The following is a 19,961-nucleotide window of genomic DNA, read 5'->3' on the forward strand; positions in this document are numbered from 1 at the left end:
TTTATGAAGAAACGGTCAAGGTGGCCTGAATGTCCGGGAAACGAATACTGATTATTGAAGACGATGCGGATGCAGCGGATGTGCTGGGTGCGTATTTGCGACGGGAAAACTATGACGTGTCCATGGCACACGACGGTCCGTCAGGACTGGAGATGAGCCAGCGTCTGCGACCTGACCTTATCCTGCTTGATGTGATGCTGCCGGGAATGAACGGCACTGAAATCCTTGCCGCCATCCGGCGCAAAGATAATACGCCGGTTATCATGGTGACCGCCATGGGGGATATGCCGGATAAAATTGGTGCCCTGCGCTACGGTGCCGATGACTATGTCGTTAAACCCTATAACCCCGGTGAGGTGGTGGCTCGTGTCCAGGCGGTTTTGCGGCGTGTCTCGCGGGAACCTGAAGTGCAGTCTTTACGCTGGCAGGGGCTGGAGGTGGATACTACCATGATGACGGCGGGAGTCAGTCATGGTGATGGCAGGCTCACCAGCCTCGAACTGACCCCTACCGAATTCAGTCTGCTTACCACACTGATGGGGGCGCCAGTACGCCCCTTTTCACGCCAGACCCTGCTGGAACGCTGCCTGCCGGAGAGTGATGCGCTGGAGAGGGCGGTCGATACCCATGTCTACAACCTGCGCAAAAAACTTGAGGCTGCCGGAATTTCTGATGTGCTGGTGAATGTGCGCGGTGTCGGCTACCGGTTTCGCCAGCCATGAAGACGTTACAGCAGCAGACCCTGTGGCGCTGGATTTGTGTGCGGATTCTGGCGCTGGCAGTCGGTTCCGTGGTGGTGATTGCGCTGTGCATGTGGCTGCGTTATGCCGTTGAGAGCCTGTGGATACAGCACCGGATGCCACCAGGCCTGCGCGAGGAGTTTGCCCTGCTGCGCGCGCATCCGGCATCGGACCCGGCCCGCTTTCATCAGATTGTTGATGCATGGTGGGGGATTAGCTTCTCAGATCCCTCCATTGCCTCAGCGGACTGGCTGACAGTCGGTATTCTGGTAGTGGTCATCATCCCTTTTATTGTGGTGCTGGGGTTACGTTCTGCCCGGCCCCTGGCGGCGCAGTTCGGCCACCTGACGACGGCCGCCAGCGCAGTGTCCACGGGAGATTTCAGTGCTCAGGCTGCGCAGGTGGATGATGCTCCGCTGGAGATGGGCCGCTTTACCCGTGACTTCAATAACATGATGCAGCAGCTGGCGCGCTACGAGCGTGAACTGCGGGCGTCCCATGTGGCGATGGCGCATGAGTTGCGTTCGCCGCTGACGGCGGCCATTGGTCGTTTGCAGGGGATGATGGACGGCGTGTTTACCCCTGAACCCCGGCAACTGGCGATGGTCATGAAACAACTGCAACTTCTCAGCCGACTGACGGATGAACTGCACCTGCTGTCGCTGGCTGATGCCGGTCAGCTCAGCCTGAATAAATCGGTGACGGACCTGACGGGACTGCTGTGCGAGCGGGCAGCGTGGCTGGCTCCGCAGGCGCGGGATGCGGGTATGCGGCTCAGCATCACCGCTGACGCCTCCTGTCTCTGTGAAGCCGACCCTGTCCGGCTGGGGCAGGTGGTGACCATTGTGATGGAAAATGCCCTGCGCTATGCCGCAGAAGGAGGGGTGCTGACCGCCGTGGCCCGGAAAGTGCCGACGGGATGTGAAATGGTTTTCTGCGACCGCGGTCCGGGTGTGCCAGCCGATTTTCTCCCGGTCATGTTTGAGCGGTTCACCCGGGGAGAATCATCACGCGCGCGGCATTCCGGTGGTAGCGGACTGGGCCTGTCCATCGCACGCGGCATCTGCGAGGCACACGGTGGCAGCATTCACGCCACCCAGGGTGAGTCGCGGGGGCTGGTTATCACCATCACGTTGCCTGCCGGAAATGTCCACGCATAAATCTGCCGTCTTGACAGCTTCCTGACAGAAAGCAGGGGTAAATCCTGACACTGTTCCGGTTGAATAGCCGGAACCTTGTTCAGGAACACTGCCATGACGGAAAATCTTTCTGACCTGCCCGACTGTGTGCGGCAGGTACTGCGCCACCTCTGCACGCTCCACCGACTGGCCCTGCCGGGATACTGCCTGCTGGCGCTGCCGGTCGCGCTGCTACTGACCGCCTGCGGCGGAAAGCCGGAAAAACAGGCGGCACCGCCAAGGCCGGTTCGTACCATCACGGCACCCGCGCCAGCAGGTATCAGTCTGCTGGCCCGGACCGGTGAAATCCGCCCGCACGATGAAGTGGCACTGGGCTTCCGGCTCGACGGCCGCCTGCTGACGCGTGCGGTGGACGTGGGTGACAGCGTAACGGCGGGTCAGCTGCTGGGCACGCTGGAGAGCGATACGCCACAGAATCAGCTCAACAGTGCACGCGCCGACCTTGCCAGCGCTCTGGCCGCTGAGCGTCTGGCGGCACTGAATCTGAAACGCATGACGCAGCTGATGCCCTCCGGAGCCATTGCCCGCGCCCAGCTTGATACCGCCCGTTCAGACTGGCAGACCGCTGCGTCACGCCAGCAGAGCAGTGAAGCCGCGCTGAAGACGGCGCAGGACAATCTGAGCTGGACACGCCTTACCGCACCGGCCGCAGGCGTGGTCACGCAGGTCAGCGCGCAGCCGGGGCAGGTGCTGAGCGCCGGACAGCCCGTGGTAACGCTTGCTGTTAGTGACAGCCGGGATGCCGTTGTCGACGTGACAGACCCGCAGCAGTTTTCCCGCCTTGGCGGGACATTGATCATTTCTCTCACCAGCGACCCGGCGGTCAACTGTACGGGGTCCCTGCGTGATATCAGCCCGCAGGCGGATCCGCAGACCCGCACTTGGCGCGTGCGTATCCGCCTTACTGACCCGCCATCCGGTATGATGCTGGGGGCCAGCGTGCAGGTCAGGCAGGCCGCATCCGGGCCGGGTCTGATATCCATACCGGCTTCGGCGCTGACCTGGACGGATGGAAAACCGGCAGTCTTCGTGGTCAACAAACTCTCGCACCAGCTGGAATTCAGACCCATTACCCTGGGTGGATATACTGCCAGCGCTATCCTGGTGACTGCCGGTGTTGTGCCCGGAGATGCGGTGGTGATAGCAGGCGTCAGCCAGCTGCGGCAGGGAGAAACCGTCGCCTTCAGGGAGGATGCAGAATGAGCCGGTCATCCTTCAATCTCTCGGCCTGGGCGCTGAAACATCAGCAGCTCATCACTTTTTTTATGCTGCTGGTCATGGCCGCAGGCATCCTGAGCTATGAAAAGCTGCCGCGTAACGAAGACCCGGCCTTTACTATCAAGACGGCGGTGGTATCAGCCTCATGGCCGGGGGCCACCGTGCAGGATACAGTCAACCTGGTGACGGACACGCTGGAAAAAAAGCTTCAGGAGATCCCGTATCTGGATTATGTAGAAAGCGACACGCACGCCGGTCAGTCGGTGATCTTTGTCAACCTGAGAGATGATACCCCGCCCGGTCAGGTACCGGGTATCTGGTATCAGGTGCGCAAAAAGATGCAGGATATCGCCACGTCACTGCCATCCGGCGTACAGGGACCGGCGGTTGATGACGAATTTGGTGATACCTTTGGCACTATCTACGGGTTTACCGCCGAGGGATTTAGCCCGCGGGAACTGCGCGACCGGGTGGAGGATATTCGCCGCGACCTGATATCACTGCCGGACGTGGGGAAAATCCGCCTTATCGGAGAGCAGGAAGAACAACTCGTCATCGCTTTCTCCCCACGCCAGCTGGCGGGCATGGGGATAACCCTGCAACAGGTTAGTGATGCGCTGAAGGCGCAGAATACGGTCGAGCCTGCTGGCACGCTGCGCACGGACCGCGAGAAGGTATCGCTTCGCGTCAGCGGTGCGCTGACGTCGGAAGAGAGCCTGCATGCGGTCACGCTGCATATCGATGGTCGTTATATTCCCCTGACCGATATCGCCACCGTCCGTCGCGAAACGGCAGAACCACCGTCGCCGGTGTTCCGCGTCAACGGAAAACCGGCCATCGGTCTGGCGATTTCCATGGGTTCCACCGGGAATATGACCGACTTTGGTCAGGCCCTGAATGCCCGCATGCGTATGCTCAGTCAGCAGTTGCCGCACGGTATTGAGGTCGTCAAAGTCGCCGACCAGTCGGCCGTGGTCGCCAACGCCATCAGCGGGTTTATCCGCGTGCTGACTGAAGCCGTCGCCATCGTGCTCGCCGTGTCGTTTGTCTCACTGGGCATGCGCGCCGGCCTGGTGGTGGCTGCGGCGATACCGCTGGTACTGGCCCTGACCTTTACCGGCATGCTGCTTACCGGTATCGGTCTGCAGCGTATCTCGCTCGGCGCGCTGATTATCGCGCTCGGGCTGCTGGTTGATGATGCCATGATAACGGTGGAAACCATGGTCTCACGACTTGAAGCCGGTGATTCACGCCGCAAGGCAGCCACATATGCCTTCAGGACAACCGCGTTTCCGATGCTGACAGGTACACTGGTGATGATCGCCGGGTTTATTCCGGTCGGATTCGCGGCCTCCAGCGCGGGGGAATACTGTTACACGCTGTTTGCCGTGATGCTGATTGCGCTGCTCTGTTCATGGGTGGTCGCCATCCTGTTTTCGCCGCTTATCGGTGCAGGGATTTTGCCCGTAAAACTGAAAATACATTCGGACAGTGGGGCACCGGGCAGGCTCCGGCGCGGATATCATCGTGTGCTGACCATGATCCTGCACCACCGGGCAATGACTGTCGGAGCCGCGCTGGTTCTGCTGGGGTTGTCCGCGTATGGCACGACCTTTATGCAGGGTGAATTCTTCCCCGCCTCTGACCGACCCGAACTGCTGGTCAGTCTGACACTGGCGGCTAACGCCTCTCAGAGCGAAACCAGGCGTCAGACTGCCAGACTGGAACAAGCATTAATCCGTGACCCGGATGTTGATCATTTTTCCAGTTACATCGGGTCAGGGGCAATACGCTTTTACCTGCCGATGGATGTCCTGCTGGATAATGAAAACACTGCTCAGCTGGTGGTGGTGGCAAAAGACCTGCGGGCACGGGACCGGCTGCAAAGAACGCTGGATAACCTGCTGGTCCGCCAGTTCAGCGACATCACCAGCCGCGTCTCCCCGCTGGAACTCGGTCCGCCGGTGGGCTGGCCGGTGAAATACCGCATCACCGGACCCGACTACGGACGGGTAAAGGTGATTGCGTATAAGCTGGCGTCAGTGCTTGGTCAGAACCCCTGTACGCGTGAGGTCAACCTCAGCGCGGGGGAGCCGGAACGGGTCATCACCCTGAACGTCAACCAGACGGCTGCCAGGGCGGCGGGAGTGTCTTCGCAGAGTATCGCTGAGATGCTGAATACCGTCTGGTCAGGGTCGACGGTCACCACGGCACGCGATCGTAATCGTCTGATTGATGTGGTGTTGCGCGCAAATGACGCGGAACGCCAGGATTTGACGACGTTGTCCGGTATGCAGCTGACAAATGACCAGGGGCAGAAAATACCGCTCAGCCAGGTGGCCACACCGCAATGGGGCGTAGATGACCCGGTTATCTGGCGGCGTCAACGGCTCCCGTATATTACCGTACAGACCGACGTGGCACCGGGGATGCAAGCGGAGACTGTCTCACAACAGCTGCTGCCGGCGGTAAACCGCATACGTGCCACATTGCCCTCTGGTTATCAGATAGAAGAAGGGGGAACGGTGGCCGAATCAGATAAAGGCAACAGCTCCGTGTATGCGATGCTGCCGATGACGCTGACGGTGATGCTGGTACTGCTGATGATACAACTTAAGCGGTTTTCCCGGATGCTGCTGGCGCTGCTGATGGCACCATTTGGCCTGCCTGGCGTCGTTCTGGCAATGTTACCAACCGGCACACCCATGGGATTTGTCGCGCTGCTGGGCATTATTGCGCTGGCGGGTATGATAATCAGGAACGCAGTGATTCTAATCAGTGAAGCCGACAGCAATGTGCGGGAAGGGATGGCGGATGAGGCGGCCATCATTGCTGCAGCCGGGCACCGTGCCCGGCCAATATTGCTCACCGCCTGTGCGGCGATACTCGGAATGCTGCCGATTTCAGAACAGGTGTTCTGGGGGCCCATGGCATACGCCATTATCGGCGGGTTATTAGTGGCCACGTTGGTGACACTGACGGTTCTTCCGGCCGCAATGAGTTTTGTCATGCAGAAAGAACGGCAATATTTATTCAACAACGCCGCTCAGGACTATGCGAAACCTGACAGATATCTGTATAAATAACCGCCAACTTTCAGATCTGAGTTTATTACACAGAATTACTCTACCAGAGCTTTCTCGTGTGATTAAACCAACCCGGCACCTGAAAAAGGCTTACTGATATAAAAGCTTTCTTTAATACCGGTTTTGGCTTCGTATTGCGTTTCCACTGCGGCTTTCACGGCTGGCACCAGCGCTTCGGGAACCAGCGCGACGATGCAGCCGCCAAATCCGCCGCCGGTCATCCGCACGCCACCTTTTTCACCGATGGTTGCTTTGACAATTTCGACCAGCGTGTCGATTTGCGGCACGGTGATTTCAAAGTCATCGCGCATCGAGGCGTGAGATTCGGCCATAAGTACGCCCATGCGTTGTAAATCACCTCTTTCCAGTGCACTGGCGGCTTCAAGGGTGCGGGCGTTTTCGGTCAATACGTGACGAATGCGTTTGGCCACCAGCGGATCCAGCTCATGGGCGACCGCGTTGAACTGTTCGATATTCACGTCGCGTAACGCTTTTTCCTGGAAAAATCGTGTACCGGCCTCACACTGTTCGCGGCGGGTGTTGTACTCGCTACCCACCAGGGTGCGTTTAAAATTGCTGTTAATGATGATGATGGAGACATCGTTCGGCATTGAGACCGCTTTGCTGTCCAGTGAACGACAGTCGATCAACAACGCACTGCCTTTTTTACCCAGAGCGGAGATCAGCTGGTCCATAATGCCGCAGTGACAGCCGACAAACTGGTTTTCTGCTTCCTGTCCGTTCAAGGCTATTTGCGCGCCGTCAAGCGGCAGATGGTACAACTGCTTGAAAACAGTACCGACGGCCACTTCCAGCGAGGCAGAAGAGCTCAGACCTGCGCCCTGCGGAACGTTGCCGCTGACCACCAAATCCGCGCCGCCAAAGTGCTTGTTGCGCAGTTGCAGATGTTTCACCACGCCACGCACGTAGTTTGACCACTGCTGGGTAGCATGGGGCACGATTGGGGCATCCAGAGAGAACTCATCCTGCTGGTTACCGTAATCGGCGGCGATAACGCGCACGATCCGGTCCGGGCGCAATGCGCAGCTGATGACAGTCTGGTAATCGATGGCGCAAGGCAACACGAACCCGTCGTTATAATCCGTATGTTCGCCGATCAGGTTTACACGCCCCGGAGCCTGGATAGTGTGTGTGGCAGGGTAGCCAAATTTGTCAGCAAACAGGGACTGTGTTTTTTCTTTCAGGCTCAAGATTAAGCTCCGGATTCGCGGTAATGGATGCCACTGACCGCACGCAGACGCTCAGCAGCTTGTTCTGCCGTAAGATCACGCTGTGCCTCAGCCAGCATTTCGTAACCGACCATAAACTTACGCACCTTGCCAGGGGCGCTATCTTCGGCATTACGCATCATTTGGCGGGGTAATTTCCTGGCTGACACGCAGCTCCTGATTGTCAAAAATCATGCAGTGCTGGCTGTCAAAAGCGAGGGTGATTTTTTGCCACGGGCGAAAATGCACATCGCCGGGCAGAAGGATTTTGATGTTGTCGTGACCATAGCACTGGCCGAACAGATAGGTATTGTTGCCGAGCCGCTCCACCACTTCGCACTGGAATTCCAGTTGTGTACCGCGCGTGGTATCCGTAGAGAGATGTTCCGGGCGGATCCCCAGCGTTACTGCCGTGCCAGGCTCAAGGCGCGAAGTGTTGATTGCCAGCGTTAGCAGTTTCCCTTGTGCGAGCGTCACCGCCAGCTCGCCCGGTTGCCATGCTTTAACCGTCGCAGGCAGGAAATTCATTTTCGGCGAACCGATAAATCCGGCAACAAACCTGTTTTTCGGGTTGTAATAGAGGTCCATCGGGGAACCCATTTGCTCGACATTGCCATAATTCATCACCACGATTTTATCGGCTAACGTCATCGCTTCTACCTGGTCATGGGTGACATACACCATGGTGGTTTTCAGTTCCTGATGCAGACGAGCGATATGCAGACGCATCTCAACACGCAGCTCGGCATCGAGATTGGAGAGCGGTTCATCAAACATAAAAACACGTGGGTTACGCACAATCGCGCGACCAATCGCCACGCGCTGGCGCTGACCGCCGGAGAGTTGTTTCGGTTTTCGGTCCAGCAGATGGCCAAGCTGTAACGTCTTAGCGACCATATCCACCTGACGACGGATCTCCTCCTTAGGAACTTTGTTCACCTTCAGTCCGTAGCCCATATTTTCCGCCACGGTCATATGCGGATAAAGCGCATATGACTGAAACACCATTGAAACACCACGATGAGCGGGCGAGACATCATTCATCACCTCGTCTCCAATCAGCACTTCCCCTTCGCTCACCTCTTCCAGGCCAGCAATCATGCGCAGCATGGTTGATTTCCCGCAGCCGGACGGGCCGACAAACACGGCAAACTCGCCATCTTCAATCGACAGATTCACATTGTTCAGCGTCACCGTGTCGCCAAACCGCTTGGTGACATTCCTCAGTCGTATATTGGACATCAACGTTCCCCGAAATTTGTAGCCATTATGGACTGCGATAAGCGTGCTGTCGGGTGAGTTTGTTTTACGTATAACAATCACATGACAAAGCTGCTCAACCGCGAAAATTCATGCTCAGACTATAACTTCCCGTCTTTTCGCACCCTATATCGATTTTCCATTTCTGTCGTGCATGTCACACAACTGACAGTTAATTCTCGTTTTATTAGCCACTCAAGCGTAGCGTATAACAAATTCGATAAGGCGTATGAATGCGTTTAAGGTCTTTAATATCAGGTGATATTTAAACTACCTCATCGGATTTTACGCCATAAAAACCACTAAAATGTTATACCTTGACATGAGGGTGATAATGAAAAATAGAACACTTACCGCACTGATCCTCTCCGCACTGGCAGCTGGCCAGCTTATTAGCCTGTCAGCGCATGCAGCAACAAAGCAGCTTAACGTCTGGGAAGACATCAAAAAGTCCGTCGGCATCGAGGATGCCGTCAAAGATTTTGAGCAAAAGTACGACGTTAAAGTGAACGTTCAGGAGATGCCTTACGCACAGCAACTGGAAAAATTACGTCTTGATGGCCCGGCAGGAATTGGTCCGGATGTGCTGGTTATCCCCAATGATCAGTTGGGTGGTGCGGTTGTGCAGGGGCTGCTGACGCCCCTGAATCTGGACAAAGAAAAAGTCGACGCGTTTACTCCTGCTTCCATCAACGCCTTTCGTCTGGATAACACGCTGTATGGCGTACCGAAAGCGGTAGAAACGCTGGTACTGATTTACAACAAAGATCTGATCGACAAGCCGCTGCCAGGCCTGGCGGAGTGGCTCGACTACTCGAAAAAACAGCGTGAACAGAACAAATACGGCCTGTTGGCCAAATTTGACCAAATCTACTACAGCTGGGGCGCTATCGGTCCTATGGGCGGCTACTTGTTCGGCAAAAACGACAAAGGTGGCTACAACCCGCAGGATATCGGCCTGAATAAGCCAGGCGCGGTCGAAGCCGTCACCTTCCTGAAAAATTTCTATAGCGAAGGCGTCTTTCCGTCTGGGATCCTCGGTGATAACGGGCTGAATGCCATCGATTCACTGTTTACCGAGAAAAAAGCCGCGGCGGTGATTAACGGTCCGTGGGCTTTCCAGCCGTATGAAGCCGCCGGCATTAACTATGGCGTGGTGCCGTTGCCAAACCTGCCGGACGGCAAACCGATGAGCTCCTTCCTCGGGGTAAAAGGCTATGTCGTCTCCACCTGGAGTAAAGACAAGCAGCTGGCGCAGCAATTTATCGAATTTATTAACCAGCCGCAGTACGTGAAAAAACGCTATATCACCACCCGCGAGATCCCGGCACAGAAAGCGATGATTGACGATCCGGTAATCAAAAATGACCAGAAAGCCAGTGCGGTAGCGGTGCAGGCCGCGCGTGCAACCGCGATGCCAGGCATTCCGGAGATGGGTGAAGTCTGGGGACCGGCAAATGCGGCACTGGAGTTGAGCCTGACCGGTAAGCAGGAACCGCAGGCCGCGCTCGATGCCGCCACCAATCAGATTCATATGCAAGTTGAAGCCATGCAGGCCAGCAACCAGTAACCAGTAACCAGTAACCAGTAACCAGTAACCGCTTGCTGTAGCAAAACGAGAGGGCAACCTCTCGTTGTCGAAAAGGAGTCGTACGTGATTATCAGTCCCAGCGAGAATTTTGCCAAAACGCAAAGTGCAGGCCGTCATGCGTGGTGCGGGCTGCTGCTGGCCATTGTGCCTGGCTTTGGTCAGTTCTATCACCGTCAGTGGCTAAAAGGTCTTATCTTTCTTGTACTACTGAGCAGTTTTACCGGCATTTTCTATGATTTTCTGCGCGAAGGGCTATGGGGGCTATATACCCTGGGCGAAGAGGTGCCGCGCGATAACTCGATCTTTCTGCTGGCGGAAGGGATTCTCAGTGTGCTGATCATCACTTTTGGCGTGATGGTTTGGTATCTGTCGCTGCGCGATGCATGGATCAACGGTAAAAAGCGCGACGAGGGTAAGCCACTGAATAGCGTGCGCAAGCAGTATCAGATGCTACTCAGCGACGGTTTTCCCTATCTGATGATCACGCCCGGTTTCATTCTGCTGGTGTTTGTGGTGATTTTCCCAATCCTGTTCGGTTTCTCTATCGCATTCACCAATTACAATCTCTACCACACTCCGCCCGCCAAACTGGTGGACTGGGTGGGATTAAAGAATTTCGTCAATATCTTCACCCTCTCAATCTGGCGTTCAACGTTCCTTGAGGTGTTGCAGTGGACGGTGGTCTGGACACTGCTGGCAACCACCTTGCAATGCACCGTTGGCGTGCTGCTGGCGATTCTTGTGAACCAGAAAGATCTGCGTTTTAAACCGCTGGTGCGCACCATTTTTATTCTGCCGTGGGCGGTGCCGGGCTTTGTCACTATTCTGGTATTTGCCGGGATGTTTAACGACTCATTTGGCGTGATTAATAACGCTATTCTGGCTTTCTTCGGCATTGCGCCCAAAGCGTGGCTCACCGATCCCTTCTGGACGAAAACCGCCTTGATCATGATGCAAACCTGGCTGGGTTTCCCGTTTGTCTTTGCCATGACCACCGGTGTGTTGCAGGCCATTCCAGACGATCTGTATGAGGCGGCGAAGATGGACGGTGCCAGTACCTGGACCCGCTTGCGCACTATCACGTTGCCGCTGGTGCTCTACTCAATTGCCCCGATCATCATCACCCAGTACACCTTCAACTTTAATAATTTCAACATCATCTACCTGTTTAACAACGGTGGTCCGGCGGTGGCGGGGGCAAACGCAGGTGGCACCGATATCCTGGTGTCGTGGATTTATAAGCTGACGATGTCTTCGTCGCAGTATGCGATTGCCGCGACCATCACCATTCTGCTGTCGATTTTTGTCGTTGGCCTGGCGCTGTGGCAGTTCCGTGCCACCAAATCCTTTAAAAACGACGACATGGCATAAGGGAAGAAAAATGGCTAAATCACAAAGTATCCGCCGCGAAAAGTGGATCCGCCTGTCGCTCTCCTGGCTGGTTATCGCGCTGGTATCGCTGATCATTATCTACCCACTGGTGTGGACAGTCGGCGCCTCGTTGAATGCCGGTAATAGCTTGCTCAGTACGTCGATCATTCCGGAGAACCTCTCATTCCAGCACTATGCCGATCTGTTTAACGGCCAGGTGAACTACCTGACCTGGTACTGGAACTCGATGAAGATCAGTCTGCTGACGATGGTGCTGACTTTGATTAGCGTCAGCTTTACTGCGTACGCCTTTTCGCGCTTCCGCTTCAAGGGACGCCAAAACGGCCTGATGCTGTTTTTGTTGTTGCAGATGATTCCCCAGTTCTCTGCACTGATCGCCATCTTTGTGCTGTCACAACTGCTGGGGTTGATCAACAGCCATATGGCGCTGGTGCTGATCTACGTTGCCGGGATGATCCCGATGAATACCTATCTGATGAAAGGTTATCTCGACGCTATTCCGCGTGAATTGGATGAATCTGCACGCATGGATGGTGCCAGCAACTTCCGCATCTTTATTGAGATCATCATGCCGTTGTCGAAGCCTATTTTGGCGGTGGTTGCGCTGTTCTCCTTCACCGGGCCGCTGGGGGATTTCATCCTCTCAAGCACCATTTTACGTACCCCGGACAAATACACGTTGCCAATTGGTCTGTACAACCTGGTCGCGCAAAAAATGGGTGCCAGTTACACAACTTATGCGGCGGGTGCAGTTTTGATCGCCGTACCGGTGGCCATTCTCTACCTGGCCTTACAAAAATACTTCGTCTCCGGCCTGACCTCCGGCAGTACCAAAGGATAACCGCATGAAAAGATTTACACCCGCTCTGCTTGCTGTTTGTCTCTGTAGTTTGTCCGTCAGCGCTTTTGCCGCCGAGGCGCTAAAAACGCGCACCTTCAGTGGCATGCCTGCCGACTTTATTAAAGGGGCAGATATCTCTACGTTGCTGGATGCCGAAAAACACGGGGCGAAGTTTTATAACGATAAGAATCAGCCGCAAGATGCGCTCGCCATACTGAAGGCTAACGGCGTCAACTATGTGCGTCTGCGGTTATGGGTCGATCCGAAAGATGCGCAAGGTCAGGCATACGGCGGTGGTGATAACGATCTGGCTACTACGCTCGCACTGGCAAAACGCGCCAAAGCACAGGGCATGAAGTTGCTGCTCGATTTCCACTACAGTGATTTCTGGACCGATCCTGGCAAGCAATTCAAACCTAAAGCCTGGGAAAAAATGGATTACGCGCAGTTAAAAACCGCGATCCATGACTATACCCGGGACACCATCGCCCGCTTTAAACAGGAAGGCGTGCTGCCGGATATGGTGCAAATCGGCAATGAAATTAACTCCGGCATCCTGTGGCCGGAAGGAAAAAGCTGGGGGGCGGGCGGCGGCGAGTTTGACCGGCTGGCGGGGCTGCTCAATTCAGCCATTGACGGGCTGAAGGAGAATCTGAAAAACGGCGAACAGGTGAAGATTATGCTGCACCTGGCCGAAGGCACGAAAAACGATACCTTCCGCTGGTGGTTTGATGAAATAACCAAACGCAAGGTGCCGTTCGATGTGATTGGTTTGTCGATGTACACCTACTGGAACGGGCCGATAAGTGCGTTGCAGGCCAACATGAACGACATCAGCAAGCGCTACAACAAAGATGTGATTGTGGTGGAAGCGGCTTACGGCTATACGCTGGCGAACTGCGATAACGCAGAAAACAGCTTCCAGGAGAAAGAAGAAAAAGCGGGCGGCTATCCTGGCACCGTACAGGGGCAATACGACTATATTCACGATTTAATGCAGTCAGTAATTAATGTGCAGGGCCATCACGGTAAAGGTATTTTTTATTGGGAACCGACCTGGATTGCGGTCCCCGGAAATACCTGGGCGACGCAGGCAGGAATGAATTATATCCACGATAAATGGAAAGAAGGGAATGCGCGGGAAAATCAGGCGCTGTTTGATTGTCAGGGAAAAGTGCTGCCCTCAGTGAAAGTCTTTAATTAACTCTGGTGTTGTAAATTTCAGGATATTTAATATGAATAAATTTGCGCCTTTAAGCCCGAAGGTTGTCTCGCTATTGCATGGCGCGGACTATAACCCGGAACAATGGGAGAGTTATCCCGGCATTATTGATAACGATATTGCCATGATGAAACAGGCTAAATGCAATGTCATGTCGGTCGGGATATTTAGCTGGTCAAAACTGGAACCTCATGAAGGTGAATTTAATTTCGCCTGGCTGGATGCGGTGATTGAGAGGTTATACGCGGCGGGAATTCATATTTTCCTCGCCACGCCGAGCGGCGCGCGGCCTGCCTGGATGTCACAGAAATACCCGGAAGTGCTGCGTGTTGGGCGCGATCGCATCCCTGCGCTGCACGGCGGGCGACATAACCACTGCATGACATCGCCGGTATATCGGGAAAAAACGCTAAAAATCAATACGCTGTTGGCTGAGCGCTATGCGCAGCATCCAGCGGTGATCGGCTGGCATATTTCCAACGAATACGGTGGTGAATGCCACTGCGATTTGTGCCAGCAAAAATTCCGTGACTGGCTGAAAGCCCGTTACCAGACGCTGGACAACCTTAATCACGCATGGTGGAGCGATTTTTGGAGTCACACCTATTCCGCCTGGTCGCAAATTCAGTCACCGTCGCCGCAGGGTGAAGTGTCAGTCCACGGTCTGAATCTCGACTGGCGTCGTTTTAACACCGCGCAGGTCACCGATTTCTGCCGCCATGAAATCGCCCCATTGAAAGCCGCGAATTCGCAGCTGCCGGTGACCACCAACTTTATGGAATATTTCTACGATTATGACTACTGGCAGCTCGCGCCAGCGCTCGACTTTATCTCCTGGGACAGCTACCCGATGTGGCACCGGGATAAAGATGAAACCCAGCTCGCCTGCTACACCGCGATGTACCATGACATGATGCGCTCGCTGAAGGGGGGTAAGCCATTTGTGTTGATGGAGTCAACGCCGAGCGTCACCAACTGGCAGCCAACCAGCAAAGTAAAAAAACCGGGGATGCATATTTTGTCCTCGTTACAGGCGGTCGCACATGGTGCGGATTCGGTGCAGTACTTCCAGTGGCGTAAAAGTCGCGGTTCGGTAGAGAAGTTCCACGGCGCAGTTATCGATCACGTTGGTCACCTGGATACGCGTGTCGGACGTGAAGTGTGTGCGCTCGGCGAGATTCTCGAAAAACTCACGCCGGTGATGGGCTGTCGTACCGATGCGCGCGTGGCGATCATCTTCGATCAGCAAAACCGCTGGGCGCTGGATGATGCCGAAGGTCCGCGAAATAAGGGGCTGGAGTACGAAAAAACCGTCAATGAACACTACCGCCCGTTCTGGGAAAAGGGTATTGCGGTGGATATCATTGACGCCGATGCCGATCTGAGTCGCTATCAACTGGTGATCGCACCGATGTTGTATATGGTGCGCGATGGTTTTGCTGAGCGTGCCGAAGCATTTGTTGCGGCGGGTGGTCATCTGGTCACGTCCTACTGGACCGGGGTGGTGAATGAGAGCGATCTTTGTTATCTCGGCGGTTTCCCAGGCCCGCTGCGCAATCTGATCGGCGTCTGGGCCGAAGAGATCGACTGTCTGGATGATAATGAGCGCAATCTTGTGCACGGACTGGTGGGGAATGATGCTGGATTGCAGGGACCGTATCAGGTACGTCATCTGTGTGAACTGATTCATGCTGAGAGCGCAAAACCGTTGGCCACCTACCAGGATGATTTCTACGCAGGTCGTCCGGCGGTGACGGTCAATCAGTTCGGCCAGGGTAAGGCGTGGCACGTTGCTTCACGCAACGATCTGACGTTCCAGCGTGATTTCTTTGCCAGCATCATTGACGAATTGTCGCTTCAGCGCGCCATTGACCAGGATTTAGCGCCGGGTGTCGTGGCGACTGCGCGCACCGATGGTGAAACCACGTTTGTCTTTATCCAGAACTTTAGTGACCAGCAACAGACAATTACCCTGCCACCAGGCTACCAGGATTGTCTGTCGGCCAGCCCCGTCAGCGCTCCGTTGGTGCTGACACCCTGGGATTGCCGTGTTGTTCGCCGTCAAGCGTAAAGTCTGACTTATGCGCCTGCCCATTCGGGCAGGCTTTTTTTTAGCTGTCAAAAATCAGGAGTCGATGATGGTGAGTCTTAAATCCTTCCTGCACTACTTCTCTGAACCGAAACATATCGCTGCTGTGTCCATCAGCGATGCCGAGCTGCATTTGATCCAGCGGCTGGCGCAGGCATTTGGTGGTGCAGAGAATATTGAGAATGTTGATGCCTGTCTGACACGTTTACGGGTGACGGTGAAAGACCTGGCTAGTGTGGATTCACAGGCGCTGCAAAATGAAGGGGCGTTGGGTGTGATTATTCTTGGCCAGCAGGTGCATGCCATATTTGGCAAACAGTCAGACGCGCTACGTAAATTACTCGATGAACATTTCTCGCCTCGTGAATAAATAAAAAAAGGATACCCGCAAGGGTATCCCGAAATAGACAACAGGAAAGCAATAGCAACATAAATTCTGTCAGGCAATTATCTGACAGTTCCCGGAGATACATGTCGAGTTGCAATAAATTAAATGTTCGCAATCATGCGAGGAGAACACTGTATATTCGTAAGTAACCGGAGTGAAAAGATGCAGCTTACCACCAGGCCTCGACCTGTACGCCAAAGTTCCACGTATCATTTTTGGTCCCATCTTCAAATGGTTTACCATCTTCTGAATCATTTAAATACGAAGCGAAAACACGTAATTCAGGTCGTGACATAAATTCAGGGCCATCTGCCAGACCCACCGCGAAGGTGTATTTTTCACCGGCCTGTTTGTAGTGAGTGCCGTTTTTATAGTCGTCTTTCTGGTAGAAAGCACCGGCTTCGCCGATCAGGCGCACATAATTGGTGAGCTGATATTGCCCGCGGCCCACCAGTGAGACCAACCGGGTTTTGTCGGTATATTCCGTAATGTCATTGGCAGAACCGTATGTCAGAACATGGTTCAGCGAGAACTTCTCAGTAATCGGAATCAACCCAGTGTTAATCACGCGGTAGCCGCTGGCGTCGTTCACATAATTCCACATGTCATACCAGCCACCACCCTGTGACACCATGTTCTGCGCCAACCCTTTGGTGGCATATTGCAGTACCAGCTTGTTGTAGCCGCCAAACATGTCCTGGCTGATTTCGCCGGTCGCCATAACGCCATCATCTGCGTCGTATAATCCGCCGTACTCTTTCTGTTTTTTGGTCGGATTTGGCATGGCGTAGTCGATGCCGAACTCGGTCCATGCGCCTGACCACGGCTTCCAGCCCGCGTAGCGAACGTCGATGTAGTTGATGTTGACGTCATTGTCATTATCGACGCGGTAATCTACGTCGTTAGCGTCACCACGGATCCAGGCCACCGAGACCGCGCCAGGCCCGAAAGTGTAGTTTTCAATCCCAGCGCCGGAACCAGAAATGTTCCAGTATTTCGTATCGATGATGTGCAGGTCGTGGCGCTGGTAGTAACGTTTACCGCCCCAGATCACCGCATTAGGATCGTTGGGGATAAGCCCCTTGATTTGCAGATTCAGCTGGCGCAAACCGAACTGGGCGTCATCGCCAAGGGTGGTTTCATTGTCGTTAGAACCGTCGGAAACCATGCTGACCATGCTGTCGAGGTAAAAACTCACGTCGTTTTTTTTATACACTTCTGAACCCAGTTCCAGTTCACCGTAGGTATCGGATTCGTTACCCAGGCGGCCCAGCTTGTTCTTTTGCCATTCAACCTGTCCACCATCGCCGGACACACCTACGCCGCCGCGCAGGTAGCCGTGAAAGTCGATAGGTACAGATGTCTCAGCCAGAAGTGAAGGTGAAGTCAGCGCAACGGCTAACGCAAGGGTGAGTGTGCGTAGCGTAGTGTTCATATCATTCCTCTTATTGTTTTGTATTACGTTCACATAACGGATGACATAAAATGCCTAAATGTAAAAACAGGCAAACGAACGATTGCGAATGTGTGATTAACTGCAAATAAATCAGCGTTTTTTGTTACCAGTGGCGAGTTTCTTTACGAAGTTATGTATTGTGATCGTCATACTTATTTTGAGAAAATGAAGCGGGAAAATGTGTGGTAAACCTTTTTACGGTGGCCCCTGTTACACTTGGCGCATAACAACATAAGGAACCGGATCATGAAGTCTAAAAGTGCAACGCTGGAAGACGTAGCCCGTCATGCGGGAGTCTCCTACCAGACCGTGTCCAGGGTACTCAACAAATCTGCCAATGTATCCGAAACCACGCGTTTAAAAGTGGAGAAATCCATAGAGTTATTGCGTTACGTGCCAAACCGGCTGGCGCAGCAGTTGGTGGGTAAGCAAAGCCAGACCATTGGTCTGGTGACCACATCTCTGGCGCTACATGCACCTTCGCAGGTGGCGGCTGCGGTGAAACGCTACGCTAACCTCGATGATTACCAGGTGCTGATTTCAATGATCGATGAGAACGTCAATCAAGATATTCAATTCGCCATCAACGAACTGAAGTCACAACTGGTGGACAAAGTGATTATCAACGTGCCGCTGGAAACCGAAGAGGCGCAGCGTATCGCCTCTGACAACGACAGCATCGTTTGTCTGTTCCTTGATGTTGACCCCTATAGTTCCGTGTTTAACGTTTCGTTTAACCCGGCTGATGGCACCCGTGCCAGTGTCAAACATCTCTATGAACTGGGCCATCGGGAGATTGCGCTGCTGGCCGGACCGGAATCGTCGGTATCAGCAAAACTGCGCCTGAAAAGCTGGATCGACACGCTCAGCAGCTATGGACTGAAACCAGTGACGGTATTTCATGGCACCTGGGATGCACAGAGCGGTTACGCTGGTGCGTTACAGATGTTACGTGAAACGCCGAATTTCACTGCGGTGCTGGTGGGAAACGACCAGATGGCACTCGGCGTGTTGAGCGCATTCCATCAACATCAGATCGCCATTCCGGGTGAGAAATCAGTGGTAGGCTACGACGGCACCTATGAAAGTTCGTTCTTCCATCCGGCTCTGACCACCGTTTCGCTGGATCTCGATTTGCAGGGTAAAGAAGCGGTGCGCCGCCTGCTCGACAGCGGTCACGGCGATACGGCGCGCAGTTCGTCAGTGTTACCGGCAAATCTTATCGTCCGTCACTCCACCGGAGGGGTGCAGGAACAGGGGATCAACCTGCAGGATATCGCCCAGCAATTGCAGGTCATTGCACATAAGTTGTGGAAATAAATGGCAGAGTTGTCTCTTGTACCGGGGGGCATTGCTACGCCAATAAGGGAACTTTCGAGCCCTAAAACTTGCATAACGGACAAGTATGCGCCGATTGTGACACCAGCCCCTCCTGATTCAAGAGAACGTAGGGTTATTACAGACATACCTGCACGCTCCGCAACCTGCCTGGCTGTTAGTTTACGTCGCAGACGAGCAAGCTTAAGCCTCTCACCGAAATCGGCAAGCAGCTGGTTTGTATTAGGAAGTAGTGGAGCTGTTTTTTTAGCCATAGTGCTAATATTATTGCAATAATGTGGTAAAAAAGCCTGAATAATTGCACTTTAAGGTGGCTTTCGCTTCGTCTCCCGTCAAGGTATGTAATGCATGACTGAAGAGTCAGGAGATAAATGGCAATATAGGGATGTTGCCTGCACAAAATCGATTTATTGCAGATGAAGCCAGGCTCATGTTCACTGCCGATGTTCATGCTGAGATCATTGAGAAACAACAAGGGCTTCCCCCTTATGACACCATACCGATACCATATTGGAACCATATTCCAATTCCTGAGATCAGGGAAAGGTGTAATTAAGCCATGTTCTGATTTTAAGCACATGACTTAACTGCGGATGCCTCAGAGCACCCAAGTTATCGCGCCAGGTGACCTCTCTTACTATCATGAGGTGCAATGAATCCGGTGAAGTACAGATAGCATCTGGGGATCAAAACATAACAGTCCAGGAAAACTTCCGCATCTCCCGTTCATGACTAACAGATAAAGGGATCACTTTTTCGGCAACTGGAAAAGATTTAATGCTGTCTCCGATTCGTTGTCCATTCACATAATGCTCAATATCGTAGTGATTAATATCACCACTTATTTCGACAGCGTAGTTTTTTCGTCCAGGCATCAGGTTAATGTACATCGTGACAGTAGAATATTTTCTC

At 54.0% G+C, this 19,961-nt stretch carries 14 protein-coding genes and 2 pseudogenes; 11 read left to right on the forward strand and 5 right to left on the reverse strand.

Annotated features, from left to right (window positions below; all coding sequences use genetic code 11):
- The first annotated feature begins 29 nt into the window (after positions 1-29).
- The 4 genes from HA50_RS22770 to HA50_RS22785 all read left to right on the forward strand — a co-directional run bounded on the left by HA50_RS22770 (position 30) and on the right by HA50_RS22785 (position 6,243).
- A complete protein-coding gene (locus tag HA50_RS22770) occupies positions 30-722 on the forward strand; it encodes a response regulator (protein ID WP_084879116.1) in 693 nt (230 codons plus the stop codon).
- Positions 719-1,900 (forward strand): sensor histidine kinase, encoded by a 1,182-nt coding sequence (locus HA50_RS22775; RefSeq protein ID WP_084879117.1) that lies wholly within the window; start codon positions 719-721, stop codon positions 1,898-1,900. Before HA50_RS22770 ends, HA50_RS22775 begins: the two co-directional genes overlap by 4 nt.
- Positions 1,901-1,993: 93 nt before the next feature.
- Positions 1,994-3,142 (forward strand): efflux RND transporter periplasmic adaptor subunit, encoded by a 1,149-nt coding sequence (locus HA50_RS22780; protein ID WP_084879118.1) that lies wholly within the window; start codon positions 1,994-1,996, stop codon positions 3,140-3,142.
- A complete protein-coding gene (locus HA50_RS22785; RefSeq protein WP_084879119.1) occupies positions 3,139-6,243 on the forward strand; it encodes an efflux RND transporter permease subunit in 3,105 nt (1,034 codons plus the stop codon). The genes HA50_RS22780 and HA50_RS22785 overlap by 4 nt, the downstream gene beginning before the upstream one ends.
- Before the next feature lie 62 nt (positions 6,244-6,305).
- Here HA50_RS22785 and galK read toward each other — a convergent pair whose 3' ends face one another.
- The 3 genes and pseudogenes from galK to HA50_RS22795 form a co-directional block, all read right to left on the reverse strand.
- Positions 6,306-7,454 (reverse strand): galactokinase, encoded by a 1,149-nt coding sequence (gene galK, locus HA50_RS22790; protein ID WP_084879120.1) that lies wholly within the window; start codon positions 7,452-7,454, stop codon positions 6,306-6,308.
- 2 nt (positions 7,455-7,456) lie between these two features.
- A pseudogene (locus tag HA50_RS31215) lies at positions 7,457-7,579 on the reverse strand (galactose-1-phosphate uridylyltransferase); the annotation flags it as partial.
- 25 nt (positions 7,580-7,604) lie between these two features.
- Positions 7,605-8,714: an ABC transporter ATP-binding protein gene (locus HA50_RS22795; protein ID WP_139811008.1), complete on the reverse strand. Its 1,110-nt coding sequence runs from the start codon at positions 8,712-8,714 to the stop codon at positions 7,605-7,607.
- Positions 8,715-9,066: 352 nt separating this feature from the next.
- Between HA50_RS22795 and HA50_RS22800 the strand changes: the two genes are divergently transcribed.
- The 6 genes from HA50_RS22800 (at position 9,067) to HA50_RS22825 (ending at position 16,237) form a co-directional block, all read left to right on the forward strand.
- The gene (locus HA50_RS22800; RefSeq protein ID WP_084879121.1) at positions 9,067-10,302 is read left to right on the forward strand and encodes an extracellular solute-binding protein; all 1,236 of its coding nucleotides are present in this window, start codon (positions 9,067-9,069) and stop codon (positions 10,300-10,302) included.
- A gap of 84 nt (positions 10,303-10,386) precedes the next feature.
- Entirely contained in the window at positions 10,387-11,694 is a 1,308-nt protein-coding gene (locus HA50_RS22805) for a carbohydrate ABC transporter permease (protein WP_084879122.1), read from the forward strand.
- 10 nt (positions 11,695-11,704) lie between these two features.
- Positions 11,705-12,556 carry a sugar ABC transporter permease gene (locus tag HA50_RS22810; RefSeq protein ID WP_084879123.1) on the forward strand — a complete coding sequence of 284 codons (852 nt, stop codon included), beginning with the start codon at positions 11,705-11,707 and terminating at the stop codon, positions 12,554-12,556.
- 4 nt (positions 12,557-12,560) lie between these two features.
- On the forward strand, positions 12,561-13,760 hold the full coding sequence (locus HA50_RS22815; protein ID WP_084879124.1) for a glycoside hydrolase family 53 protein: 1,200 nt from the start codon (positions 12,561-12,563) through the stop codon (positions 13,758-13,760).
- 31 nt (positions 13,761-13,791) lie between these two features.
- Entirely contained in the window at positions 13,792-15,849 is a 2,058-nt protein-coding gene (locus tag HA50_RS22820; protein WP_084879125.1) for a beta-galactosidase, read from the forward strand.
- Positions 15,850-15,916: 67 nt separating this feature from the next.
- A complete protein-coding gene (locus HA50_RS22825) occupies positions 15,917-16,237 on the forward strand; it encodes a PTS sugar transporter subunit IIB (protein WP_084879126.1) in 321 nt (106 codons plus the stop codon).
- Between the two features lie 187 nt (positions 16,238-16,424).
- Here the strand turns inward: HA50_RS22825 and HA50_RS22830 are convergent, their stop codons facing one another.
- A complete protein-coding gene (locus HA50_RS22830) occupies positions 16,425-17,690 on the reverse strand; it encodes a maltoporin (protein WP_084879127.1) in 1,266 nt (421 codons plus the stop codon).
- A gap of 267 nt (positions 17,691-17,957) precedes the next feature.
- On the opposite strand from HA50_RS22830, the gene HA50_RS22835 reads away from it, so the two are divergent.
- Positions 17,958-19,031 (forward strand): LacI family DNA-binding transcriptional regulator, encoded by a 1,074-nt coding sequence (locus HA50_RS22835; RefSeq protein ID WP_084879128.1) that lies wholly within the window; start codon positions 17,958-17,960, stop codon positions 19,029-19,031.
- Positions 19,032-19,075: 44 nt separating this feature from the next.
- On the opposite strand, the pseudogene HA50_RS31220 reads toward HA50_RS22835, so the two are convergent.
- Positions 19,076-19,303, reverse strand: a pseudogene (locus HA50_RS31220) (helix-turn-helix domain-containing protein); the annotation flags it as partial.
- Positions 19,304-19,961 lie beyond the last annotated feature (658 nt).

The organism is Pantoea cypripedii (genome assembly GCF_002095535.1).
GTDB classification, from domain to species: Bacteria; Pseudomonadota; Gammaproteobacteria; order Enterobacterales; family Enterobacteriaceae; genus Pantoea; species Pantoea cypripedii.